The organism is Allobosea sp., from assembly GCF_036675845.1.
GTDB lineage: Bacteria > Pseudomonadota > Alphaproteobacteria > Rhizobiales > Beijerinckiaceae > Allobosea.
Genome location: NZ_JAKFED010000110.1, coordinates 23,335 through 40,922, shown reverse-complemented (window position 1 = coordinate 40,922; position 17,588 = coordinate 23,335). Strand labels below are relative to the sequence as shown.

The window sequence follows — 17,588 nt, the reverse complement described above, 5'->3', positions numbered from 1 at the left end:
CCGCTTCGGCATCACGCCCGGCGAAGGATCAAAGCCCGAAGGCGCGGGCCAGCGAGACGGTGGCCATGCCGACGAGCAGCGCCAGCAGCTCGCTGCGCCGCAGCACCATGCTGGCGATCGCGGCCAGCAGCGCCAGCCCGGCAGCCAGGCCGAGGCGCTCGATCAGCGGCAGCACGGTGGCGAAGACGATCGAGCCGGGAAGCGCCGCAAGCCCGCGCCGGACCCGCGGCGTCAGCGGCACGAAGCCCATCAGCACGACGCCGGAGATGCGGCACAGATAGGTCGCCAGCGCCATCGCCAGGATGGCGAGATAGGGCCCCCAGGCGCCGGGTTCAGGCAGCGTCATCGAGGAAGGCTCCGACAAGGGCGCCGGAGAGCGCGCCGATGATGATGAAGGCATAGCCGTCGACCAGCTTGGAGACGACGAGGGCGACCACGCCGGCGACGATCCAGGGCAGCGCCGCCCGGCGGCCGCGCCAGAGCGGCACGATCATCGCCGCAAAGAAGATCGGCATCACCAGGTCGATGCCGTATTGGCGCGGATCGGCGACGAGCGAGCCAAGCAGGTAGCCCGGGATGGTGGCGATGAGCCAGACCGTCCACAGGCAGAGGCCGGCCCCGACGACGACGCCGAGATCGCGGCCGCCCTCGGCCCGATAGCGCGTGCCGATCAGCCAGTTGGCATCGGTGAAGACGAAGAGCTGGAGCGCATTGACCAGGCGCGGATAGCGGGCGAACCAGGGCTGCAGCGAGGCGCCCTGCAGGATCGAGCGAGCGTTGACCGTCGCAGTCACGAAGGCGAGCCCGGCAATCGCGCCCCAGGTCCATTCGGGGCGCCAGAGTTCCATGGCGACGAGCTGGGCGACGCCGGCATAGACCAGCGCGCTCATCAGCAGCGCTTCGACCAGGCTCAGCCCCTTGGCGGACGCGGCAGCGCCGAAGGCGACGGCAAAGACGACGATGCCCGGCAGGAGCATGGAAACCCGGCGCAGGCCGAGCGCCATTCCCGCGAGGGTCAGTTGCGGCGGGAGGACGGGCTCGGAATGGCTTTCCGGATGGGGCATGCGCTGTTCGAAGCGGGTCGGCGGGCCGCCGTCAATGGTCGCAGCGCGGCCGGCGCATGAGTGCAGCGCAAAGCGGCGGCGAACCGCGCGCCGGCGCGACAGGCCGGCGGATCGCGGCTAGAACGACTCATGCTCTGGCTTTCCTCCCCGGGCGCGCGCGCCGCGACGCTCCCGGCCATCTGGCTGATAGCGACAGACCGGCGCCCGGCGACGCTGCCGGAACGCTCGGCCCTGCGGCGCGGACTGGCGCGGAGCATCCTCGCCAACCAGTTCAACCTGGATCCGGAGGCCGTGACGCTCGACCATGAGCCTGCGGGGCGCCCCCTGATCGCGAACCCGCATGGCTCGGGGCTGCACCTGTCGCTGGCGACGCGCGCCGGCCTCGTCGCGGTCGCGCTCTCCCACCAGCCCGCAGGCGTCGATGTCGAAGGCGTCGAACTCACTGCGGAGCCGCCTTTGGCCGCCCTGCATCCCGGCGAGCGCGCCATGCTGCAGGCCCTGCCGCCGCCAGCCCGGCCGCTGGCCTTCGCCCAGCTCTGGAGCGCCAAGGAGGCCTATGTGAAAGCGCTGGGAACCGGCTTCCGGCGCGCGCCCGAGAGCTTCCTGGTCCGGCTCGCGGGGCTCGACCTCTTCGAGGTCGACGACCCGGAGCGGCCGGGCGCCGCCCTCGCCGGCGCCAGCCGCATCATGAAAAACGGCGGCCATGGGACCATGGCCGCCGCCTTTATCGAGCTCGCTTGAGAGCCTCTCAGCCCGGCTGGTCGACGGGCTTCTTCTTCAGGGCATAGGCGACGACGCAGACGACGATCGCGCCCAGGGCCGAGCTGACATAATGCGGCATGCTGGCCGGCTTGATGCCGATCGGGCTCTGGTCCAGGGGAACGTTGACGACCCAGCTCGGCCAATTGACCTGGAGCCATTGCAGGACGGCGATATCGCCGATCAGCATTTCCGCAGCGATCCAGCCGAGCAGCGCCGCGCCGAGCCAGATCAGGATCGGGTAGCGGGTGATGATCGAGGTCAGGAACTGCGCGCCCATGATGATCAGCGGGATCGAGAGCAGCAGGCCGAAGATGAAGAGCTCGGGATGTCCGCGCGAGGCGGCCGCGATGGCGATGACGTTGTCCAGGCTCATCACCGCGTCCGCGATGGCGATCGTCCGCACCGCCTTCCACAGGCTGTCGCTGGCGGCGATGTCGCTGTGCTCCTCCTCCTCGCCCATGGCGAGCTTGATCGCGATCCAGAACAGCAGCAGGCCGCCGATGACCTTCAGATAGGGGACGGCCAGCAGATAGGTGACGACCAGCGCGAAGATGATGCGCAGGCCGATCGCGGCGGAGGCGCCGAGCCAGATGCCGACCTTGCGCTGTTTCTCGGGCAGGGAGCGGCAGGCGAGCGCGATCACGACCGCGTTGTCGCCGGAGAGCAGGAGGTCGATCCAGATGATCTGGAGCAGCGACACCCAGAAGGTTGACGTTGAGAAATCCATAACGCGGTCGTTCCCTCACTCTCGGGGCCGTCAGCCCCCCTGTGGCCCCATCGGCCGTTTTAGGCAAGCACCGGCGCCGAGAAAGCGCCGCCGGTGCCTCGATTGCTGCCCGGCCTCAGCCGAGCTGTTGTTCCACCGCCTTGCCGGCGGCCTCCGTGCCGAGCTTGCCGCCGAGATCGCGGGTCCGGGTCCGCTCGTCGCCGAGCGCCCGCTCGATCGCGGCCTCGATCGCCTTCGCCGCTTCGGTCTCGCCGAGATGGTCGAGCATCATCGCGCCCGACCAGATCATGCCGACCGGGTTGGCGATGCCTTGGCCGAAAATGTCCGGCGCCGAGCCGTGCACCGGCTCGAACAGCGAAGGATGGTCGCCGGTCGGGTTGATGTTGCCGGAAGGCGCGATGCCGATCGTGCCGGTGCAGGCCGGGCCGAGATCCGAGAGGATGTCGCCAAACAGGTTGGAGGCGACGACGACGTCGAAGCGGTCCGGATTCAGCACGAAATGCGCGGTCAGGATGTCGATATGGTACTGGTCGACGGCAACGCCCGGATAATTCTTCGCCATCTCCTTCACCCGCTCATCCCAGTAGGGCATGGTGATCGAGATGCCGTTGGATTTGGTGGCGGAAGTCAGCTTCTTGCGCGGCCGGCGCTGCGCCAACTCGAAGGCATATTTCAGCACGCGGTCGACGCCGACGCGGCTCATCACCGTCTCCTGGATGACGATCTCGCGCTCGGTGCCGGCATACATCCGCCCGCCGACCGAGGAATACTCGCCCTCGGTGTTCTCGCGCACCACGAAGAAGTCGATGTCGCCGGGCTTGCGACCGACCAGCGGGCCGGGCACGCCGGGCATCAGCCGCACCGGCCGCAGGTTGACGTACTGGTCGAATTCGCGCCGGAACAGCAGCAGCGAGCCCCAGAGCGAGATATGGTCCGGCACCTGCTCCGGCATGCCGACGGCACCGAAATAGATCGCGTCATGGCCGCCGATCTTCTCCTTCCAGTCGTCCGGCAGCATCTTGCCGTGCTTCGCGTAGTAGTCGCAGGAGGAGAAGTCGAACTGGTCGAGGCGCAGCTCGAAGCCGTATTTCTTCGACGCCGCCTCGAGCACGCGCAGGCCCTCGGGCATGACCTCCTTGCCGATGCCATCGCCGGCAATGACGGCGATGCGGTAGACGCGATTGGTGCGGCTCATGCGGGTTCTCCAAAGAAGGCAGCAAATTCGGCGGCGACGAGATCGGGGATCTCTTCCGCCAGATAATGGCCGCCCGGCAATGCCTTGCCGCGCACATCGGCCGCGCGCAGGCGCCAGAGCGCCAGCGGATCGAAGCAGCGGCCGATGACGCCGTTCTCGCCCCAGAGCGCCAGCAGCGGCTGGGCGAGCTTGCGCCCGCCATCCTCGTCGTCATGGCGGATGTCGATGGTCGCGGCGGCGCGGTAATCCTCGCAGCTGGCGTGGACGGCCGCCGGATCGGCAAAGCAGCGCAGGTAATGCTCCAGCGCCTCCGGCGCGAAGGGCGACAGCCCGGCCGAGCCCGAGCCGCATTTCTTCAGCCAGTAGGCCTTCGGGTCGGCGCCGATCATGCGCTCGGGAAAGGGCGCCGGCTGGATCAGGAAGAACCAGTGCCAATAGGCGCGGGCGAAGGCCTCGCCGGTGCCCGCATACATCTCGCGCGTCGGCGCGATGTCGAGCGTGGCGAGACGGATGACGCGCTCCTCATGGTCGAGCGCGAGCCGATGGGCGACGCGCGCGCCGCGATCATGGGCGCCGACGAAGAAGCGCCGATGGCCGAGCACGGTCATGACCTCAGCCATGTCCTGCGCCATGGCGCGTTTCGAATAGGGAAAATGCTCGGCGTCGGTCGGCGGCTTCGAACTGTCGCCATAGCCGCGCAGATCGGCGCAGACGAGCGTGAACCGGTCCTTCAGCAGGGCTGCGACCCTGTGCCAGAGCGCATGGGTCTGCGGATAGCCGTGCAGGAGCAGGAGCGGCGGCCCCTCCCCGCCGGTGCGGACGCGGATGCGCGCACCGGAAGCCTCGACGTCGAGCAGCCTGAAGCCGGGAAAGAGACTGTCTTCGACGGGGACCTCGGTGACGGACATCCAGCCTCACGATTTGCAACAATGAGCAGGCGATACCCGGATTTCCGGGCGATTTCGCCTGCCGATTATTTCATAATCCTGATCAATAACGGTGGGCAGTGGTCAGCCCGGCCGTCATTGCGAGGAGGCTTCTGCCGACGAAGCAACCCAGGGGCCGCAGTGCGAACCCCGCTGGATTGCTTCGCTTGCGCTCGCAATGACGGCAATCGCCGCCCGGCCTACCCCCGCAGCGCCGCGCCGTAGCGCTTGGCCATCTCGGCGACGATCCTGGCCGCGACGGCCTCGATCTCGGCTTCGGTCAGCGTCTTCTCGACCGGCTGCAGCGTCACCGCCAGCGCCACCGACTTCTTGCCCGGCTCGACGCCGGCGCCCTCGTAGAGGTCGAAGACGCCGACCTCGGCGATCAGCGCCCGGTCGGCATTCTGGGCCGTCCGCGCCATGTCGCCGGCAGCGACGGCCTGGTCGACGATGAAGGCGAAATCGCGGGTCAGCGGCTGGAAATCGGAGAGGGCGAGCTTCGGCTTGACCTTGGTCGGCTTGTATTTCGGCAAAGGCAGCGCATCGAGATGGATCTCGAAGGCGACCAGCGGCCCCTTGACGTCGAGCGCCTTGAGCACCCGCGGATGGACCTCGCCGAAGGCGCCGATGACGCCCTTGGGGCCGAATTGCAGCGTGGCCGAGCGGCCGGGATGGGCCCAGGCCGGACCGCCCGCGACGATCTGCAGGCCGCCGACCGCCACGCCGAGCCCGGCGAGCAGGTTCATGACGTCGGCCTTGGCGTCGAAGGCGTCGACCGCCCTCGCTGCCCCGTCCCAATGACGGCCGGTGCCTTCGAGCCGGGCGGTGCCGCGACGCAGGCCGGCGGCGGCGATCAGTTGCCCCTCCGGCTCGTCGCTCTGGAAGACCTGGCCGACCTCGAACAGCGCGACATCGCCGAGCCCGCGGTCGACATTGGCCTGCGCCGAACGGATCAGCCCCGGCAGCAGCGAGGGCCGCATGTCGGAAAGGTCGGCCGCGATCGGATTGGCGAGGACGAGCTTGCGCGAGCCGCCGCCGAATAGCTTGGCCGCCTCATGCGAGATGAAGGACCAGGTCACGGCCTCGACCAGGCCGCGGCTGGCGAGCAGGCGCTTGGCCTGGCGCGTGCGCTTCTGCAGCACGGTCAGCACCGGCTTGACGACCTCGCCCTTGATCCGCGGCAGCGGCGCGGAAGCGACCCGGTCGAGCCCTGCGATGCGCAGGATCTCCTCGACCAGATCGGCCTTGCCCTCGACATCGCCGCGCCAGGAGGGAGCCGCGACCTTGACCCGGTCGCCGGCGCCCGAAACGTGGAAGCCGAGCGAGGTCAGGGCCAGCTTCATCTCGACCTGCGGCAGGTCGAGCCCGGTCAGGCGCTTGACCTCGGACCAGGGGAAATCGATGGCGCGGGCGCTCTCGGGCAGTTCGCCGGCGAAGACCATCTCGGAGGGTTCGCCGCCGCAGAGCTCGACGATCATCTGCGTCGCGAGATCGAGGCCCGGCCGGCAGAAATCCGGGTCGACGCCGCGCTCGAAACGGTAGCGCGCATCGGAGGTGATGCCCATGGCGCGGCCCGAGCGGGCGATGTTGAGCGGATCCCAGAGGGCGCTTTCGACCAGCACGTCGACGGTGCTCTCATCGCAGCCCGACGCCTCGCCGCCCATGATGCCGGCGAAGGATTCGACGCCCTTCTCGTCGGCGATCACGACCTGCTCGTCGGTCAGCGTATAGGTCTTGCCGTCGAGCGCCAGGATCTGCTCGCCGGCCCTGGCCCGGCGCACCGTCAGGTTGCCATGGACCTTGGCCGCGTCGAAGACGTGCAGCGGCCGGCTGCGGTCATAGGTCATGAAATTGGTGATATCGACCAGCGCGTTGATGGGCCGCAGGCCGATGGCACGCAGGCGCGCCTGCAGCCAGTCCGGCGACGGACCGTTCTTCACGCCGCGCACCAGCCGCAGCGCGAAGGCCGGGCAAAGCCGCTTGTCCTGCGGGGCGAAGTCGAGCTTGACGTCGACCGGGCAAGGGAAGCTGCCACGGACCGGCTGCACCGGCTGCGTCTTCAGCGTGCCGAGCCCGGCGGCGGCGAGGTCACGGGCCACACCGGCGACGCCGAGCGCATCGGCGCGGTTCGGCGTCACCGCGATCTCGATCATCGCATCGTCGAGGCCGGCATAGATGGCGTAGGGCTGGCCGAGCGGCGCATCGTCGGGCAGGTCGATGATGCCGTCATGGTCCTCGGAAAGCTGGAGCTCGGCCTCGGAGACCAGCATGCCGTTCGACTCGACGCCGCGGATCACGCCCTTGCCGAGCGTGATGTCCTTGCCGGGAATGTAGGTACCGGGCGGCGAGAACACGCTCTTCATGCCGGTGCGGGCATTGGGCGCGCCGCAGACGACCTGCACCGGCTCGCCCGAGCCGGTATCGACCAGGCAGACCCGCAGCCGGTCGGCATTGGGATGCGGCTTTGCCTCGACGACATAGGCGATGGTGAAGGCCGACAGCGCCTTGGCCTTGTCCTCGACCGCCTCGACCTCGAGACCGACGCGGGTCAGCGTCTCGGTGATGGTGTCGAGCGAATCCGTGGTGTCGAGATGGTCTTTGAGCCAGGAGAGGGTGAATTTCATGATCTTCCGTCGCTACGCAAATTGGCCGTCGAAAGCGCCGACCCGGTCTCGTTCAGCCGGTCGTCGCCATCGGTTCTGATCTTCATCTCGTTACCGCGCCAGCTGACCTCGCCGGCGAGGAAGGCATAGGCCCAGATGCCGGGGAAAACGAGGTCGCGGGCGAGATAGGCCGCCGGCGTGCGCCAGTTCAGGAACCAGCCGACACCTTTCGCCAGCGCCATCTCGCCGGCATACCAGATCGCGAGCACGAGCAGCCCGGCCTGCCAGCCCGCGAGGCCGAAGGCGGGCGCGGCGAAGCCGGCCAGCAGCGCCGGCACCAGCGGCCCGGAGAGAATCTCCGGCGCGAAGAAGGGCAGGAAGGTGACGCGGCGCAGCCGGGCCCAGCGGAACTGGCGCTGGACCACGTCGCGCAGGCTGCGGCGGCCGAGCGGTTGCTCGAAGGGCTGGCCGACCAGATGGACATGCTTGCCGGCCCGGCGCACCAGCTTGGTCGCCGCCGCATCCTCGGCGATCTCGGCGGCGAGCGCCGCGATGCCGCCATTGGCGTCGAGGAAGGGCTTGTTCCAGAGCATCGACTTACCCTGGGCGAAGCCGAGGCCGAGCGCCTCGGCGGCATATTGCCAGCGCGCCTGGAAGGTGTTGAGGAAGGCGCATTCCACCTCGGCGCCGAAGCATAGCGGGCGCGAGCCGACCGGCGTCGAGCAGACGAGGCCGCTATCGTCGCGCCACGCCGCCATCAGGCGCTGCAGATAATCCTTCGGCATCAGCACGTTGGAATCGGCGAGCACGACCCAGTCATGCCGCGCCGCCTGCCAGCCCTTGACGCAGTTGTTGAGCTTGGGATTGGCGCTGACCGCGACATCGCCGACGATCAGGCGCGCACGGCCCGGGGCATGGCTCGCGATCAGTTCCTCGACCAGCGGCAGGATCGGATCCTCCGCATCGGCGACGCAGAAGATGGTCTCGTAGTCGGGATGGTCGAGGACGAGGCCGGAGGTCAGCGTCTCGTGGCTGAAGGCCTCGAGGCCGCGCAGCGGCCGGATGATCGTCACCGGCGGGCACTGGCGCAAAAGCGCGGATTCGACCGGCTTGCGACGCAGGCGCAGGAAAGCGATGGCCAGGCACACAAGGTTGGCCGCCACCATCAGTGCCGCGATCAGGCCAGCCCAATGCGCCGCGCTCATGCGCCTTTCCTCTCCTAAAGCCCGGAGCTCACGACGACAGCCCGCCCGTCAGGGTCGGCAGATCGAGCGGGCGGAAACCGTAATGCGAGAGCCAGCGGATATCGGCCTCGAAGAAGGGCCGCAGATCCGTCATGCCGTATTTCAGCATGGCGATGCGGTCGATGCCCATGCCCCAGGCGAAGCCCTGATAGACGTCCGGATCGAGCCCGCAATTCTTCAGCACGTTCGGGTGGACCATGCCGCAGCCGAGGATCTCGAGCCAGTCCTCGCCCTCGCCGAAGCGGATCTCGCCGCCCTTGCGCGAGCACTGGATGTCGACCTCGGCCGAAGGCTCGGTGAAGGGGAAGAAGGACGGGCGGAAGCGCATCTTGACGCTCTCGACCTCGAAGAACGCCTTGCAGAACTCCTCCAGCACCCATTTCATGTGGCCGAAATGGGTCTTCTTGTCGATGACGAGGCCCTCGACCTGATGGAACATCGGCGTGTGGGTCTGGTCGGAATCCATGCGGTAGGTCCGGCCCGGGCAGATCACGCGGATCGGCGGCTCCTGCGCCAGCATGGTACGCACCTGCACCGGCGAGGTATGGGTGCGCAGGAGCTTGCGCTCGCCATTGGCGTCGGGCGCGAAGAAGAAGGTGTCGTGCATCTCCCGCGCCGGGTGGCCGACGGGGAAGTTGAGCTTGGTGAAATTGAGGTCGTCGGTCTCGACATCCGGCCCCTCGGCGACCGAAAAGCCCATATCGCCGAAGATCGCGGTGATCTCGTCGATGACCTGGCTGATCGGGTGGATGCGCCCGCGCGCCTCCGGCCCCTCGCGCACCGGCAGCGAGATGTCGAGCCGCTCGGCCGCAAGCCGCGCCCCCAGCGCCGCTTCGCCCAGCGCCTCCTTGCGGGCACCGAGTGCCTGCTGGACGCCGTCGCGCAGGCCGTTGATCAGCGGCCCCTTCTCCTTGCGCTCGTCCGGCGTCATCGCGCCGAGCGTCTTCAGCAGGCCGGAAACCGAGCCGGCCTTGCCGAGCGCCGCGATGCGCAATTGTTCGAGCGCCGCCTCGTCCTGCGCCGCGGCGATCTCGCCGAGAAGGGTATCGCGAAGGGTGTTGATGTCGTTCATGCCTGATCTGGTCCGTTAGCGCGTTGTTCCGCCCGGCCGGAGCCGGCTGGCGGACGGGAACTCGCGCCACATCGAAATGCCGGAGCATGCTCCGGCGAGGCATCTTCTAGGGTGTCGGCCATGCGGATGCCAGCCCGAATTGCGCTGGCAAAGCGAGGAGATCACGCGGTTTTTCGCTCCGGCCGGCGCTGCCCGGCCCGCTTCATGACAGAACCGTCGCAGTCGCGCCCTGCCGGGGGCGACAGGGGCGACCCGGCCCGGCTATGCAAAGGATCAGCACGGAGATGCCGAGATGCCTGACAACACCGCCCAGAAGAATTCGCCGTCCTACCGCCTCGCCGCCCTCGACCGGGACTTCATCCTGGGCGATTCGAACCGCGGCGTGCGCTTCATGCTCGAATACCAGAAGGCGGAGGACAATCTCCGGGCGCGCGGCATCCTCTCGACCATCGTCGTCTTCGGCTCGGCGCGGGTGCGCGAGGGCGAGCGCTGGTACGAAGCCGCAAGGCAATTCGCCCGCATCGCCTCGGAGCGCGGCGGGGCGCTCGAGCCCGGCGCCAGCGGGCGCCACCATGTCATCGCTACCGGCGGCGGCCCCGGCATCATGGAGGCCGCCAACCGCGGCGCCGGCGAAGCCGGCGCGGTCTCGATCGGCTTCAACATCACCCTGCCGCACGAGCAGGAGCCCAACGCCTTCTCGACGCCGGACCTGACCTTCCGCTTCCACTATTTCGCGATTCGCAAGATGCATCTGGCCATGCGGGCGGCGGCGCTGGTCGCCTTCCCCGGCGGCTTCGGCACGCTCGACGAATTGTTCGAGATCATGACGCTGACGCAGACCGGCAAGATGCCGCCGGTGCCGATCGTGCTCTATGACAGCGGCTTCTGGAAAGGGCTGCTCGATCTCAAGCGCATGGCCGAGGCCGGTTTCATCCGGAAGGAGGACCTCGCCCTGTTCTGCTATGCCGACACGCCGGAGGAGGCCTATGCCCGGATCGTCGCGGGAGCCGGCGATGGCTGGACACCGGCGGCGGCGGACAGCGTTCAGACCTGAGCACCAGCGTCATTGCGAGGCGCGAAGCGGCGAAGCAATCCAGGAGGGCTCGCTCGATGCCCCTGGATTGCTTCGCTGCGCTCGCAATGACGGGGAAGCCGCAAGCCGACCGAAAGCAAGCCAAAGAAAAAGGCCGGCATCGCTGCCGGCCTTTTCGCATTCTCGAAACCCGAAGGATCAGGCCGCCTGGCGGGCGCCTTCATCCTTGGCGAGCGTCGCCTTGACCGTCTCGACGACGGCGCCGAAGGCCACTGCGTCGTCGATCGCCAGCGCCGACAGGGTCTTGCGGTCGAGCTCGAGGCCCGACTTGGTGAGCCCGTTGATGAAGGCCGAATAGGTCAGGCCGTGCTCGCGCACCGCAGCGTTGAGGCGCTGGATCCAGAGCGCGCGGAACGAGCGCTTCCGGTTCTTGCGGTCGCGATAGGCATACTGCATCGACCGATCGACGGCCGCCTTGGCGGCGCGGATCGTATTCTTGCGGCGGCCATAGAAACCCTTGGCGGCCTTCAGTGTCTTCTTGTGCTTGGCGTGGGACGTAACGCCCCGTTTCACGCGAGCCATGTTTGATCTCCGGAAAGGTTGTCAGGCGTCAGCCGTTGGGAAGGAAGAATTTCTTCACGTTGGCAGCGTCGCCCTCGAACAGGGTCGTCGTGCCGCGCTGGTTGCGGATCTGCTTGTTGGTCCGCTTGATCATCCCGTGACGCTTGCCGGCCTGGGCAGCGAGCACCTTGCCGGTTCCGGTGATTTTGAAGCGCTTCTTGGCGCTCGCCTTCGTCTTCATCTTGGGCATTTCAGCTCCTCATAGGTCGCGAGCGCGCGAGGTGCGCCGCTTCAATTTTGCTTTGGGAAGCAAAGAACGATCGCCACGGCAGCCCTTATCAGCCGGGCGATCGAAGGCCGCGCGTATGACAGAAAAGCCGCGCCCTGGCAAGCGCGGCCTTCCTTTGCGCTCAGGCGAGCGCCGGTTCGCGCTCTCGCCGCGGCTCGGCGATCAGGCAGAACCCGACCGCGACGATCGCCAGCGCCGAGAAGCCGCCGGCGACCGACATATAGAAACCGCTGCTCGCGCCATAGAGATCGATCAGCCAGCCCGAGGCGGCCGACCCCGCCGCCATGCCGATGCCCATACCGGTCATCACCCAGGTGATACCCTCGGTCAGCTTCGCGGCCGGCGCGTGCCGCTCGACCAGCGCCATGGCGACGATGACGGTCGGCGAGATCGAGGCGCCGGCGATGAAGAGCACGGTGCCGAGCATCCAGAGCGAGGAGACGATCAGCAGCGGCAAGGTCGTTGCCGCGGCAAGCGCGATCGCGAGCAGCAATTGCGTGGCGAGCGGCAGGCGCAGGCGCAGCGTACCGAAGACGAGACCGGTGATGAAGGAACCGGCGGCGTAGGCCGCGAGCGCCAGGCTCGCCGCCGCCTTGTTACCCTGCGCCTCGGCGAAAGCCACCGCCGTGACCTCGGCGGTGCCAAAGACCACGCCGAGCGCGACCATGACCAGGGCGATGATCTGCACCGGGACGAGCCGGATGGCCGAACCGCCCTCGCTGACGCCCTGCGGGTGCACGGGCGGTTCGGTTACGCGCTGGACCACGAACAAGGCCATGCCGACGGCGAGCAGGATCGTCGCCGCGAGCGGCCCGGCCTCCGGGAACCAGATGACGCTGAGGCCGATCGAGATCACAGGGCCGATCATGAAGATGACCTCGTCGACGACCGACTCGAAGGCGAAGGCGGTGCGCAAATGTGGCGTGTCCCTGTAGATCTCGATCCAGCGGGCGCGCACCATCGCCATCATGCTCGGCTCCAGCCCGGCGAGACCGGCAAAGAGGAAGAGCACCCAGATCGGCGCATTGAGGCGGGTGGCCACCATCAAGCCGACCAGCGCGACGATGGTCGCGAGCGTTGCGGGAATCAGCACCTTGCTCTGGCCATGCCGGTCGACCAGCCGCGAGATCTGCGGCGCGATCAGCGCATTGGCGAGCGCGAAGGTCGCGGCAACGCCGCCGGCGAGCCAGTACTCGCCGCGGGCCTGAGACAGCATGGTGACGATGCCGATGGTGAGCATCGAGAAAGGCATGCGGGCAATGAAGCCGGCGGCCGAGAAGCCGATCGAGCCGGGAGCCCGGAAAATCTCGCGATAGGGGTTGGGCATGGACGTCTCCGTCACATCGAAGCGTAATTGACATACGTTGCGTATGTGACATGAGTAATTATATACGCAACGCATGTCAATTCACATACGACGCGTATGCGAAAGGAAAATGGATGAGCCGCAGGCCGCGCCAGCAGATGATCGCCGAGACCCGCGCCAAGCTGATCGAGGCGGCGCGCGCCGCCTTCGGCACGGCCGGCTATGCCGCGACCTCGATGGACGATCTGACCGCCGCGGCCGGGCTGACACGCGGGGCGCTCTACCATCATTTCGGCGACAAGAAGGGCTTGCTCGCCGCGGTGATCGCGCAGATCGACGACGAGATGAACGAACGCCTGCGCGCCGTCACCGAGCGGGCCGAGGATCCCTGGACCGGCTTCCGCGACGAATGCACCGCCTATATCGAGATGGCGCTGGAGCCGGAGATCCAGCGCGTCGTGCTGCGCGACGGCCCCGCCGTCCTCGGCGATCCCTGGACCTGGCCGACGCAGAGCGCCTGCATCCGCTCGATGACGGACAGCCTGTCGAAGCTCGCGGCCGCCGGAACCATCCTCGCCGTCGACGCCGAGGCGGCAGCACGGCTGATCTCCGGCGCGACCCTGCACGCTGCGCAGTGGATCGCCCATGCGCCCGATGCGCCAGCGGCCTCGCGCAAGGCGATCGAGGCTTTCAACGCCCTGCTGGACGGGCTGCGCGCCCGGCGCTGACACAGAGGCGCGGTGAAACAAACGAATTTCTTTCTATGACATGAATTGGATGTTTCATCTCGACCGGTTGCCTGTTAGCCTTCGGCCGTGGACCAATCGCATCTGAGCACAGCCCTTGCCGACCGTTTCGAGCAGCTGCCGCAGCAATTGCAGGCGGCGGCGCGCTGGGTGCTCGACCATCCGGCCGATGTGGCGCTGCTGACGACGCGCGAGCAGGCCAAGCGCGCCGGGCTGTCGCCGGCGACCTTGACGCGCCTCGCCCAGCGCTTCGGCCTCGCCGGCTATGACGAATTGCGGGCGATCCATGCCGCCACGCTGCGGCAGCGTCCGGAGGGTTTTGCCGGCCGCGCCGGCGAATTGATGCAGCGCCATGGCGACGAGGGTGCCGGCGCGATCGCGCAGGACATGTTCGCGGCGCTGGCCGAGCATTTGCGGGCGCTGCGCGAGCCGGAGGCGCTGGCCCGGTTCGAGCACGCGGCCGCCCTGCTTGCAGAGGCGCAGACGGTGTTCTGCTTCGGGCTGCGCTCGTCCTTCCCGGCCGCCTATATGCTCGACTATATCCGCGACCTGATCGGCGCCGACTCGGTGCTGGCCGACGGCGCCGGCGGGCGCGGCATCGACGCACTGCGCCGGATCGGCCCCGGCGATGCGCTGTTCGCCGTCTCGGTGGCGCCCTATACGCGGCTGACGCTGCAGGCGGCAGCGCTGGCGAAAGCGAAGGGCGCGAAGCTGATCGCGCTGACCGACAGCCCGCTCTCGCCGCTCGCCGCCATCGCCGATGCGGCGCTGCTGGTGCGGACCGAGACGCCTTCCTTCTTCCACAGCATGACGCCGGCCTTCGCCGCGGTCGAATGCCTGGCGGCGCTGATGACGGCGCGCAAGGGCAGCGCGGCGCTGGCGGGAATCGCCCGTCACGAGGCGGAGCTCGAAGCCGCCGGCACCTTCCTGCAACCCAGAGCCGCCAAGCGAGGCCGCAAATGAGCCATGTCCTGCATCGCATGCTCGGCAAGACCTATCCCCTCGCCAATGGCGGCGAGGGCGTCGTGCTGCGCGACCGCGACGGCCGCGAGCATATCGACGCCTCGGGCGGCGCGGCGGTCTCCTGCCTCGGCCATGGCCATCCCGACGTGCTGGCGGCGATGCACGCGCAGATCGACAAGCTCGCCTATGCCCATACCAGCTTCTTCACCACCGATGCCGCCGAGGAGCTCGCCGACCATCTGATCGCGCGGGCGCCGGCCGGCATGGAAAGCGTCTATTTCTGCAGCTCGGGCTCGGAGGCGATCGAGGCCTGCCTGAAGATGGCGCGGCATTATTTCGTCGAGAAGGGCGAGCGCAAGCGCGTCAACTTCATCTCGCGGCTGCAGAGCTATCACGGCATCACGCTGGGGGCGCTCTCGGTCGGCGGCCGGATGAAGGACCGCGCCCCCTTCGCCGAGATGCTGATGCAGGGCCATCACATCTCGCCCTGCTTCGAATATCGCGGCCGGCGCGCCGACGAGACCAGCGAGCAATATGGCCTGCGCACCGCCGACGAGCTCGAGGCGAAGATCCTCGAGCTCGGCCCCGAGACGGTCTGCGCCTTCGTCGCCGAGACGGTGGTCGGGGCGACGCTCGGAGCGGCGCCGGCAGCGCCAGGCTATTTCAAGCGCATCCGCGAGATCTGCGACCGCCATGGCGTGCTGCTCATCCTCGACGAGGTGATGTGCGGCATGGGCCGCACCGGCACGCTGCACGCCTGCGAGCAGGAAGGCATCGCGCCGGACCTGATGGCGATCGCCAAGGGGCTGGGCGGCGGCTACGCGCCGATCGGCGCCATGCTGGCCTCGAAACGGATCGTCGAGGCGGTGCGCCAGGGCTCGGGCGCCTTCCCGCACAGCCAGACCTATGTCGGCCATCCGCTCGCCTGCGCTGCCGCGCTGGCGGTGCAGAAGGTAATCGAGCGCGACGACCTGCTCGTCAATGTCCGCCGCCAGGGCGCGCGGCTGGAGCAGCGGCTGCGCGAGCGCTTCGGCAACCACCATCATGTCGGCGACATTCGCGGCCGCGGCCATTTCTGGGGCGTCGAGATCGTCGCCGAGCGCTCGGGCAAGACGCCGTTCGATCCTGGGCTCAAGCTCAACGCCCGGATCAAGCAGGCGGCGCAGGAGCGCGGGCTCCTGGTCTATCCGATGGGCGGCACGGCCGATGGCAGCGCCGGCGACCATGTCCTGCTGGCGCCGCCCTTCATCGTCGACGCCGCCACCATAGACGCCATCGTCGAACGCCTGGGCGATGCGGTCGACGCCGCGCTAGGTTCGGTGCTACCGGCCTGAGAAGACCACCATGCGGGCCGCCAAAGAGCCTGCACCAACATAGGGGAACTGCCATGAAACGACTGAAACAGGCCGGCCTGACCGCGCTCGCACTGGCGGCACTCGCCGCTCCAGCAGCGGCGCAGAACGGGACGCTCGAACGCGTCAAGGCCCGCGGCGAACTGATCTGCGGCAACCATATCGCCCTGCCCGGCTTCGGCCTGCAGGGTTCAGACGGGCGCTGGGCCGGGCTCGACATCGATCTCTGCCGCGCCGTCGCCTCGGCGATCTTCAACGACCCGAACAAGATCAAGTTCGTGCCGACGACGCCGCAGATGCGCTTCCTCGTCGTGCAGAACGGCGAGGTCGACATGCTCGCCCGCAACGCCACCTACACGATGTCGCGCGACACCTCGGCGGGCATGTCCTGGCCGATCATCAACTATTACGATGGCCAGGGCTTCATGGTGAGGAAGGCGCTGGGCGTCACCGAGGCGAAGGGGCTGAGCGGCGCCTCGATCTGCGTGACGCAGGGCACCACCACCGAATTGAACCTCGCCGACTTCTTCCGCGCCAACAACCTGAAATACGAGATCATCGGCTTCGCCACCAATGAGGAGGGCGTCAAGGCGCTGGAAGCCGGCCGCTGCGACGCCTTCACCACCGATTCCTCGGGCCTCGCCGCCGAGCGGCTGAAGTTCTCCAAGCCCGACGAGTTCGTGATCCTGCCGACGCTGATCTCGCGCGAGCCGCTCGGCCCGGCGGTGAAGCGCGGCGACGAAAGCTGGTTCAACCTGGTCAAATGGGTGCACTACGCCATGCTCAATGCCGAGGAGTTCGGCGTGACCACGGCCAATGTCGACGAGATGCTGAAATCGTCGAACCCGGAAGTGAAGCGCCTGCTCGGCGTCGAAGGCAAGTTCGGCGAGGGGCTCGGCCTGACCAATGACTGGGCCTACCGGATCATCAAGCATGTCGGCAATTACGGCGAGAGCTTCGAGCGCAATGTCGGCATGGGCTCGAAGCTGCAGTTGAAGCGCGGGCTGAACGACCTCGCCTCGAGGGGTGGGCTGCAATACCCCTATCCGATCCGCTGAGCATGCTCGTCGACGCGATCATGCTCCCGCCGGCCGAACGGAAAGCGCGCCGGTGCGGATCGCGCTGATCCATGCGCTGCGCCATTCGCCGCCTCCGATCGAGGCGGCGTTTGCGCGCCTGTGGCCGCAGGCCACGCTGATGAACCTGCTCGACGACAGCCTCTCGGCCGACCTCGCCCGCGACGGCAAGATCACCGCGGCGATGACGCGGCGCTTCCTCGAACTCGCCCGCTATGCGAAGGCGACCGGCACCGAGGGCATCCTGTTCACCTGCTCGGCCTTCGGCCCCTGCATCGAGGCGGTGCAGCGCGAGTTTGCGCCGATGCCGGTGCTGAAGCCGAACGAGGCGATGATCGAGGAAGCGCAGGCGGCAGGCGCGCGCATCGGCCTGCTCGCCAGCTTCGCACCGACGCTCGCCTCGATGCCGGCGGAGTTTCCCGCCGCGCTTTCGGTCGTGCCGAGGCTAGCCGAGGGGGCGCTCGCGGCGCTCGATCGCGGCGATGGCGAGGCGCATGACCGGCTGGCGGCGGAGGCGGCACGCGACCTCGCCGATTGCGACGCGATCGCGCTGGCGCAGTTCAGTCTGGCGCGGGCCGCGCCGGCCGTTGCCGCCGCGACCGGCAGGCCGGTGCTGACGACGCCGGAGAGCGCCGTGCGGAAGCTCAGGCGGCTGCTGGCCTGAGCGCC

The 17,588-nt window shown here is 68.2% G+C and carries 18 protein-coding genes; 7 read left to right on the top strand and 11 right to left on the bottom strand.

The annotated features are described in order from the left end of the window. Positions 1-28 precede the first annotated feature (28 nt). Together V6M56_RS12050 and V6M56_RS12045 are read right to left on the bottom strand one after the other, a co-directional pair. The gene (locus V6M56_RS12050) at positions 29-346 is read right to left on the bottom strand and encodes an AzlD family protein (protein ID WP_332683988.1); all 318 of its coding nucleotides are present in this window, start codon (positions 344-346) and stop codon (positions 29-31) included. Then, a complete protein-coding gene (locus V6M56_RS12045) occupies positions 333-1,064 on the bottom strand; it encodes an AzlC family ABC transporter permease (RefSeq protein ID WP_332683987.1) in 732 nt (243 codons plus the stop codon). Before V6M56_RS12045 ends, V6M56_RS12050 begins: the two co-directional genes overlap by 14 nt. 129 nt (positions 1,065-1,193) lie before the next feature. Here V6M56_RS12045 and V6M56_RS12040 point away from each other — a divergent pair, with 129 nt between their 5' ends. Next, entirely contained in the window at positions 1,194-1,805 is a 612-nt protein-coding gene (locus V6M56_RS12040) for a 4'-phosphopantetheinyl transferase family protein (RefSeq protein WP_332683985.1), read from the top strand. Positions 1,806-1,812: 7 nt separating this feature from the next. Here the strand turns inward: V6M56_RS12040 and V6M56_RS12035 are convergent, their stop codons facing one another. The 6 genes from V6M56_RS12035 to pheS form a co-directional block, all read right to left on the bottom strand. Next, entirely contained in the window at positions 1,813-2,553 is a 741-nt protein-coding gene (locus V6M56_RS12035) for a TerC family protein (RefSeq protein ID WP_332683983.1), read from the bottom strand. A 115-nt stretch (positions 2,554-2,668) separates the two neighbouring features. Continuing rightward, the gene (locus V6M56_RS12030; protein ID WP_332683980.1) at positions 2,669-3,748 is read right to left on the bottom strand and encodes a tartrate dehydrogenase; all 1,080 of its coding nucleotides are present in this window, start codon (positions 3,746-3,748) and stop codon (positions 2,669-2,671) included. Then, positions 3,745-4,656 carry an alpha/beta fold hydrolase gene (locus V6M56_RS12025; protein ID WP_332683979.1) on the bottom strand — a complete coding sequence of 304 codons (912 nt, stop codon included), beginning with the start codon at positions 4,654-4,656 and terminating at the stop codon, positions 3,745-3,747. The genes V6M56_RS12030 and V6M56_RS12025 overlap by 4 nt, the downstream gene beginning before the upstream one ends. A 218-nt stretch (positions 4,657-4,874) precedes the next feature. Further along, positions 4,875-7,298, bottom strand: a complete 2,424-nt coding sequence (gene pheT, locus V6M56_RS12020; protein WP_332683976.1) for a phenylalanine--tRNA ligase subunit beta — start codon at positions 7,296-7,298, stop codon at positions 4,875-4,877. Further along, positions 7,295-8,482 (bottom strand): glycosyltransferase, encoded by a 1,188-nt coding sequence (locus V6M56_RS12015; RefSeq protein ID WP_332683975.1) that lies wholly within the window; start codon positions 8,480-8,482, stop codon positions 7,295-7,297. The genes pheT and V6M56_RS12015 overlap by 4 nt, the downstream gene beginning before the upstream one ends. 28 nt (positions 8,483-8,510) lie before the next feature. Further along, entirely contained in the window at positions 8,511-9,593 is a 1,083-nt protein-coding gene (pheS, locus tag V6M56_RS12010) for a phenylalanine--tRNA ligase subunit alpha (protein WP_332683973.1), read from the bottom strand. Between the two features lie 292 nt (positions 9,594-9,885). Between pheS and V6M56_RS12005 the strand changes: the two genes are divergently transcribed. Further along, positions 9,886-10,647 (top strand): LOG family protein, encoded by a 762-nt coding sequence (locus V6M56_RS12005; RefSeq protein WP_332683972.1) that lies wholly within the window; start codon positions 9,886-9,888, stop codon positions 10,645-10,647. Between the two features lie 177 nt (positions 10,648-10,824). On the opposite strand, the gene rplT is transcribed toward V6M56_RS12005, so the two are convergent. From rplT to V6M56_RS11990, 3 genes are all read right to left on the bottom strand, one after another. Beyond that, positions 10,825-11,208: a 50S ribosomal protein L20 gene (gene rplT, locus V6M56_RS12000; protein ID WP_332683970.1), complete on the bottom strand. Its 384-nt coding sequence runs from the start codon at positions 11,206-11,208 to the stop codon at positions 10,825-10,827. A gap of 28 nt (positions 11,209-11,236) precedes the next feature. After that, positions 11,237-11,437, bottom strand: coding sequence for a 50S ribosomal protein L35 (gene rpmI, locus V6M56_RS11995; RefSeq protein ID WP_332683968.1), 201 nt, complete (start codon positions 11,435-11,437; stop codon positions 11,237-11,239). A gap of 160 nt (positions 11,438-11,597) precedes the next feature. Then, entirely contained in the window at positions 11,598-12,803 is a 1,206-nt protein-coding gene (locus tag V6M56_RS11990) for an MFS transporter (protein ID WP_332683967.1), read from the bottom strand. Between the two features lie 113 nt (positions 12,804-12,916). Here V6M56_RS11990 and V6M56_RS11985 point away from each other — a divergent pair, with 113 nt between their 5' ends. The 5 genes from V6M56_RS11985 (at position 12,917) to V6M56_RS11965 (ending at position 17,583) form a co-directional block, all read left to right on the top strand. Next, complete coding sequence (locus V6M56_RS11985; RefSeq protein ID WP_332683966.1) at positions 12,917-13,510, top strand: TetR/AcrR family transcriptional regulator; 594 nt, start codon at positions 12,917-12,919, stop codon at positions 13,508-13,510. An 87-nt stretch (positions 13,511-13,597) separates the two neighbouring features. Continuing rightward, positions 13,598-14,491 carry a MurR/RpiR family transcriptional regulator gene (locus tag V6M56_RS11980; RefSeq protein ID WP_332683963.1) on the top strand — a complete coding sequence of 298 codons (894 nt, stop codon included), beginning with the start codon at positions 13,598-13,600 and terminating at the stop codon, positions 14,489-14,491. Continuing rightward, positions 14,488-15,825, top strand: a complete 1,338-nt coding sequence (locus V6M56_RS11975; RefSeq protein WP_332683962.1) for an aspartate aminotransferase family protein — start codon at positions 14,488-14,490, stop codon at positions 15,823-15,825. Before V6M56_RS11980 ends, V6M56_RS11975 begins: the two co-directional genes overlap by 4 nt. Before the next feature lie 53 nt (positions 15,826-15,878). Continuing rightward, positions 15,879-16,901 (top strand): amino acid ABC transporter substrate-binding protein, encoded by a 1,023-nt coding sequence (locus V6M56_RS11970; RefSeq protein ID WP_332683960.1) that lies wholly within the window; start codon positions 15,879-15,881, stop codon positions 16,899-16,901. A gap of 52 nt (positions 16,902-16,953) precedes the next feature. Next, on the top strand, positions 16,954-17,583 hold the full coding sequence (locus V6M56_RS11965) for an aspartate/glutamate racemase family protein (RefSeq protein ID WP_332683957.1): 630 nt from the start codon (positions 16,954-16,956) through the stop codon (positions 17,581-17,583). Positions 17,584-17,588: the final 5 nt, after the last annotated feature.

Bases quoted from the DNA above. Each gene is read 5' to 3' on its own strand.
- V6M56_RS12050 (WP_332683988.1), bottom strand. From the start codon at position 346: ATGACGCTGCCTGAACCCGGCGCCTGGGGGCCCTATCTCGCCATCCTG.
- V6M56_RS12045 (WP_332683987.1), bottom strand. From the start codon at position 1,064: ATGCCCCATCCGGAAAGCCATTCCGAGCCCGTCCTCCCGCCGCAACTG.
- V6M56_RS12040 (WP_332683985.1), top strand. From the start codon at position 1,194: ATGCTCTGGCTTTCCTCCCCGGGCGCGCGCGCCGCGACGCTCCCGGCC.
- V6M56_RS12035 (WP_332683983.1), bottom strand. From the start codon at position 2,553: ATGGATTTCTCAACGTCAACCTTCTGGGTGTCGCTGCTCCAGATCATC.
- V6M56_RS12030 (WP_332683980.1), bottom strand. From the start codon at position 3,748: ATGAGCCGCACCAATCGCGTCTACCGCATCGCCGTCATTGCCGGCGAT.
- V6M56_RS12025 (WP_332683979.1), bottom strand. From the start codon at position 4,656: ATGTCCGTCACCGAGGTCCCCGTCGAAGACAGTCTCTTTCCCGGCTTC.
- pheT (WP_332683976.1), bottom strand. From the start codon at position 7,298: ATGAAATTCACCCTCTCCTGGCTCAAAGACCATCTCGACACCACGGAT.
- V6M56_RS12015 (WP_332683975.1), bottom strand. From the start codon at position 8,482: ATGAGCGCGGCGCATTGGGCTGGCCTGATCGCGGCACTGATGGTGGCG.
- pheS (WP_332683973.1), bottom strand. From the start codon at position 9,593: ATGAACGACATCAACACCCTTCGCGATACCCTTCTCGGCGAGATCGCC.
- V6M56_RS12005 (WP_332683972.1), top strand. From the start codon at position 9,886: ATGCCTGACAACACCGCCCAGAAGAATTCGCCGTCCTACCGCCTCGCC.
- rplT (WP_332683970.1), bottom strand. From the start codon at position 11,208: ATGGCTCGCGTGAAACGGGGCGTTACGTCCCACGCCAAGCACAAGAAG.
- rpmI (WP_332683968.1), bottom strand. From the start codon at position 11,437: ATGCCCAAGATGAAGACGAAGGCGAGCGCCAAGAAGCGCTTCAAAATC.
- V6M56_RS11990 (WP_332683967.1), bottom strand. From the start codon at position 12,803: ATGCCCAACCCCTATCGCGAGATTTTCCGGGCTCCCGGCTCGATCGGC.
- V6M56_RS11985 (WP_332683966.1), top strand. From the start codon at position 12,917: ATGAGCCGCAGGCCGCGCCAGCAGATGATCGCCGAGACCCGCGCCAAG.
- V6M56_RS11975 (WP_332683962.1), top strand. From the start codon at position 14,488: ATGAGCCATGTCCTGCATCGCATGCTCGGCAAGACCTATCCCCTCGCC.
- V6M56_RS11970 (WP_332683960.1), top strand. From the start codon at position 15,879: ATGAAACGACTGAAACAGGCCGGCCTGACCGCGCTCGCACTGGCGGCA.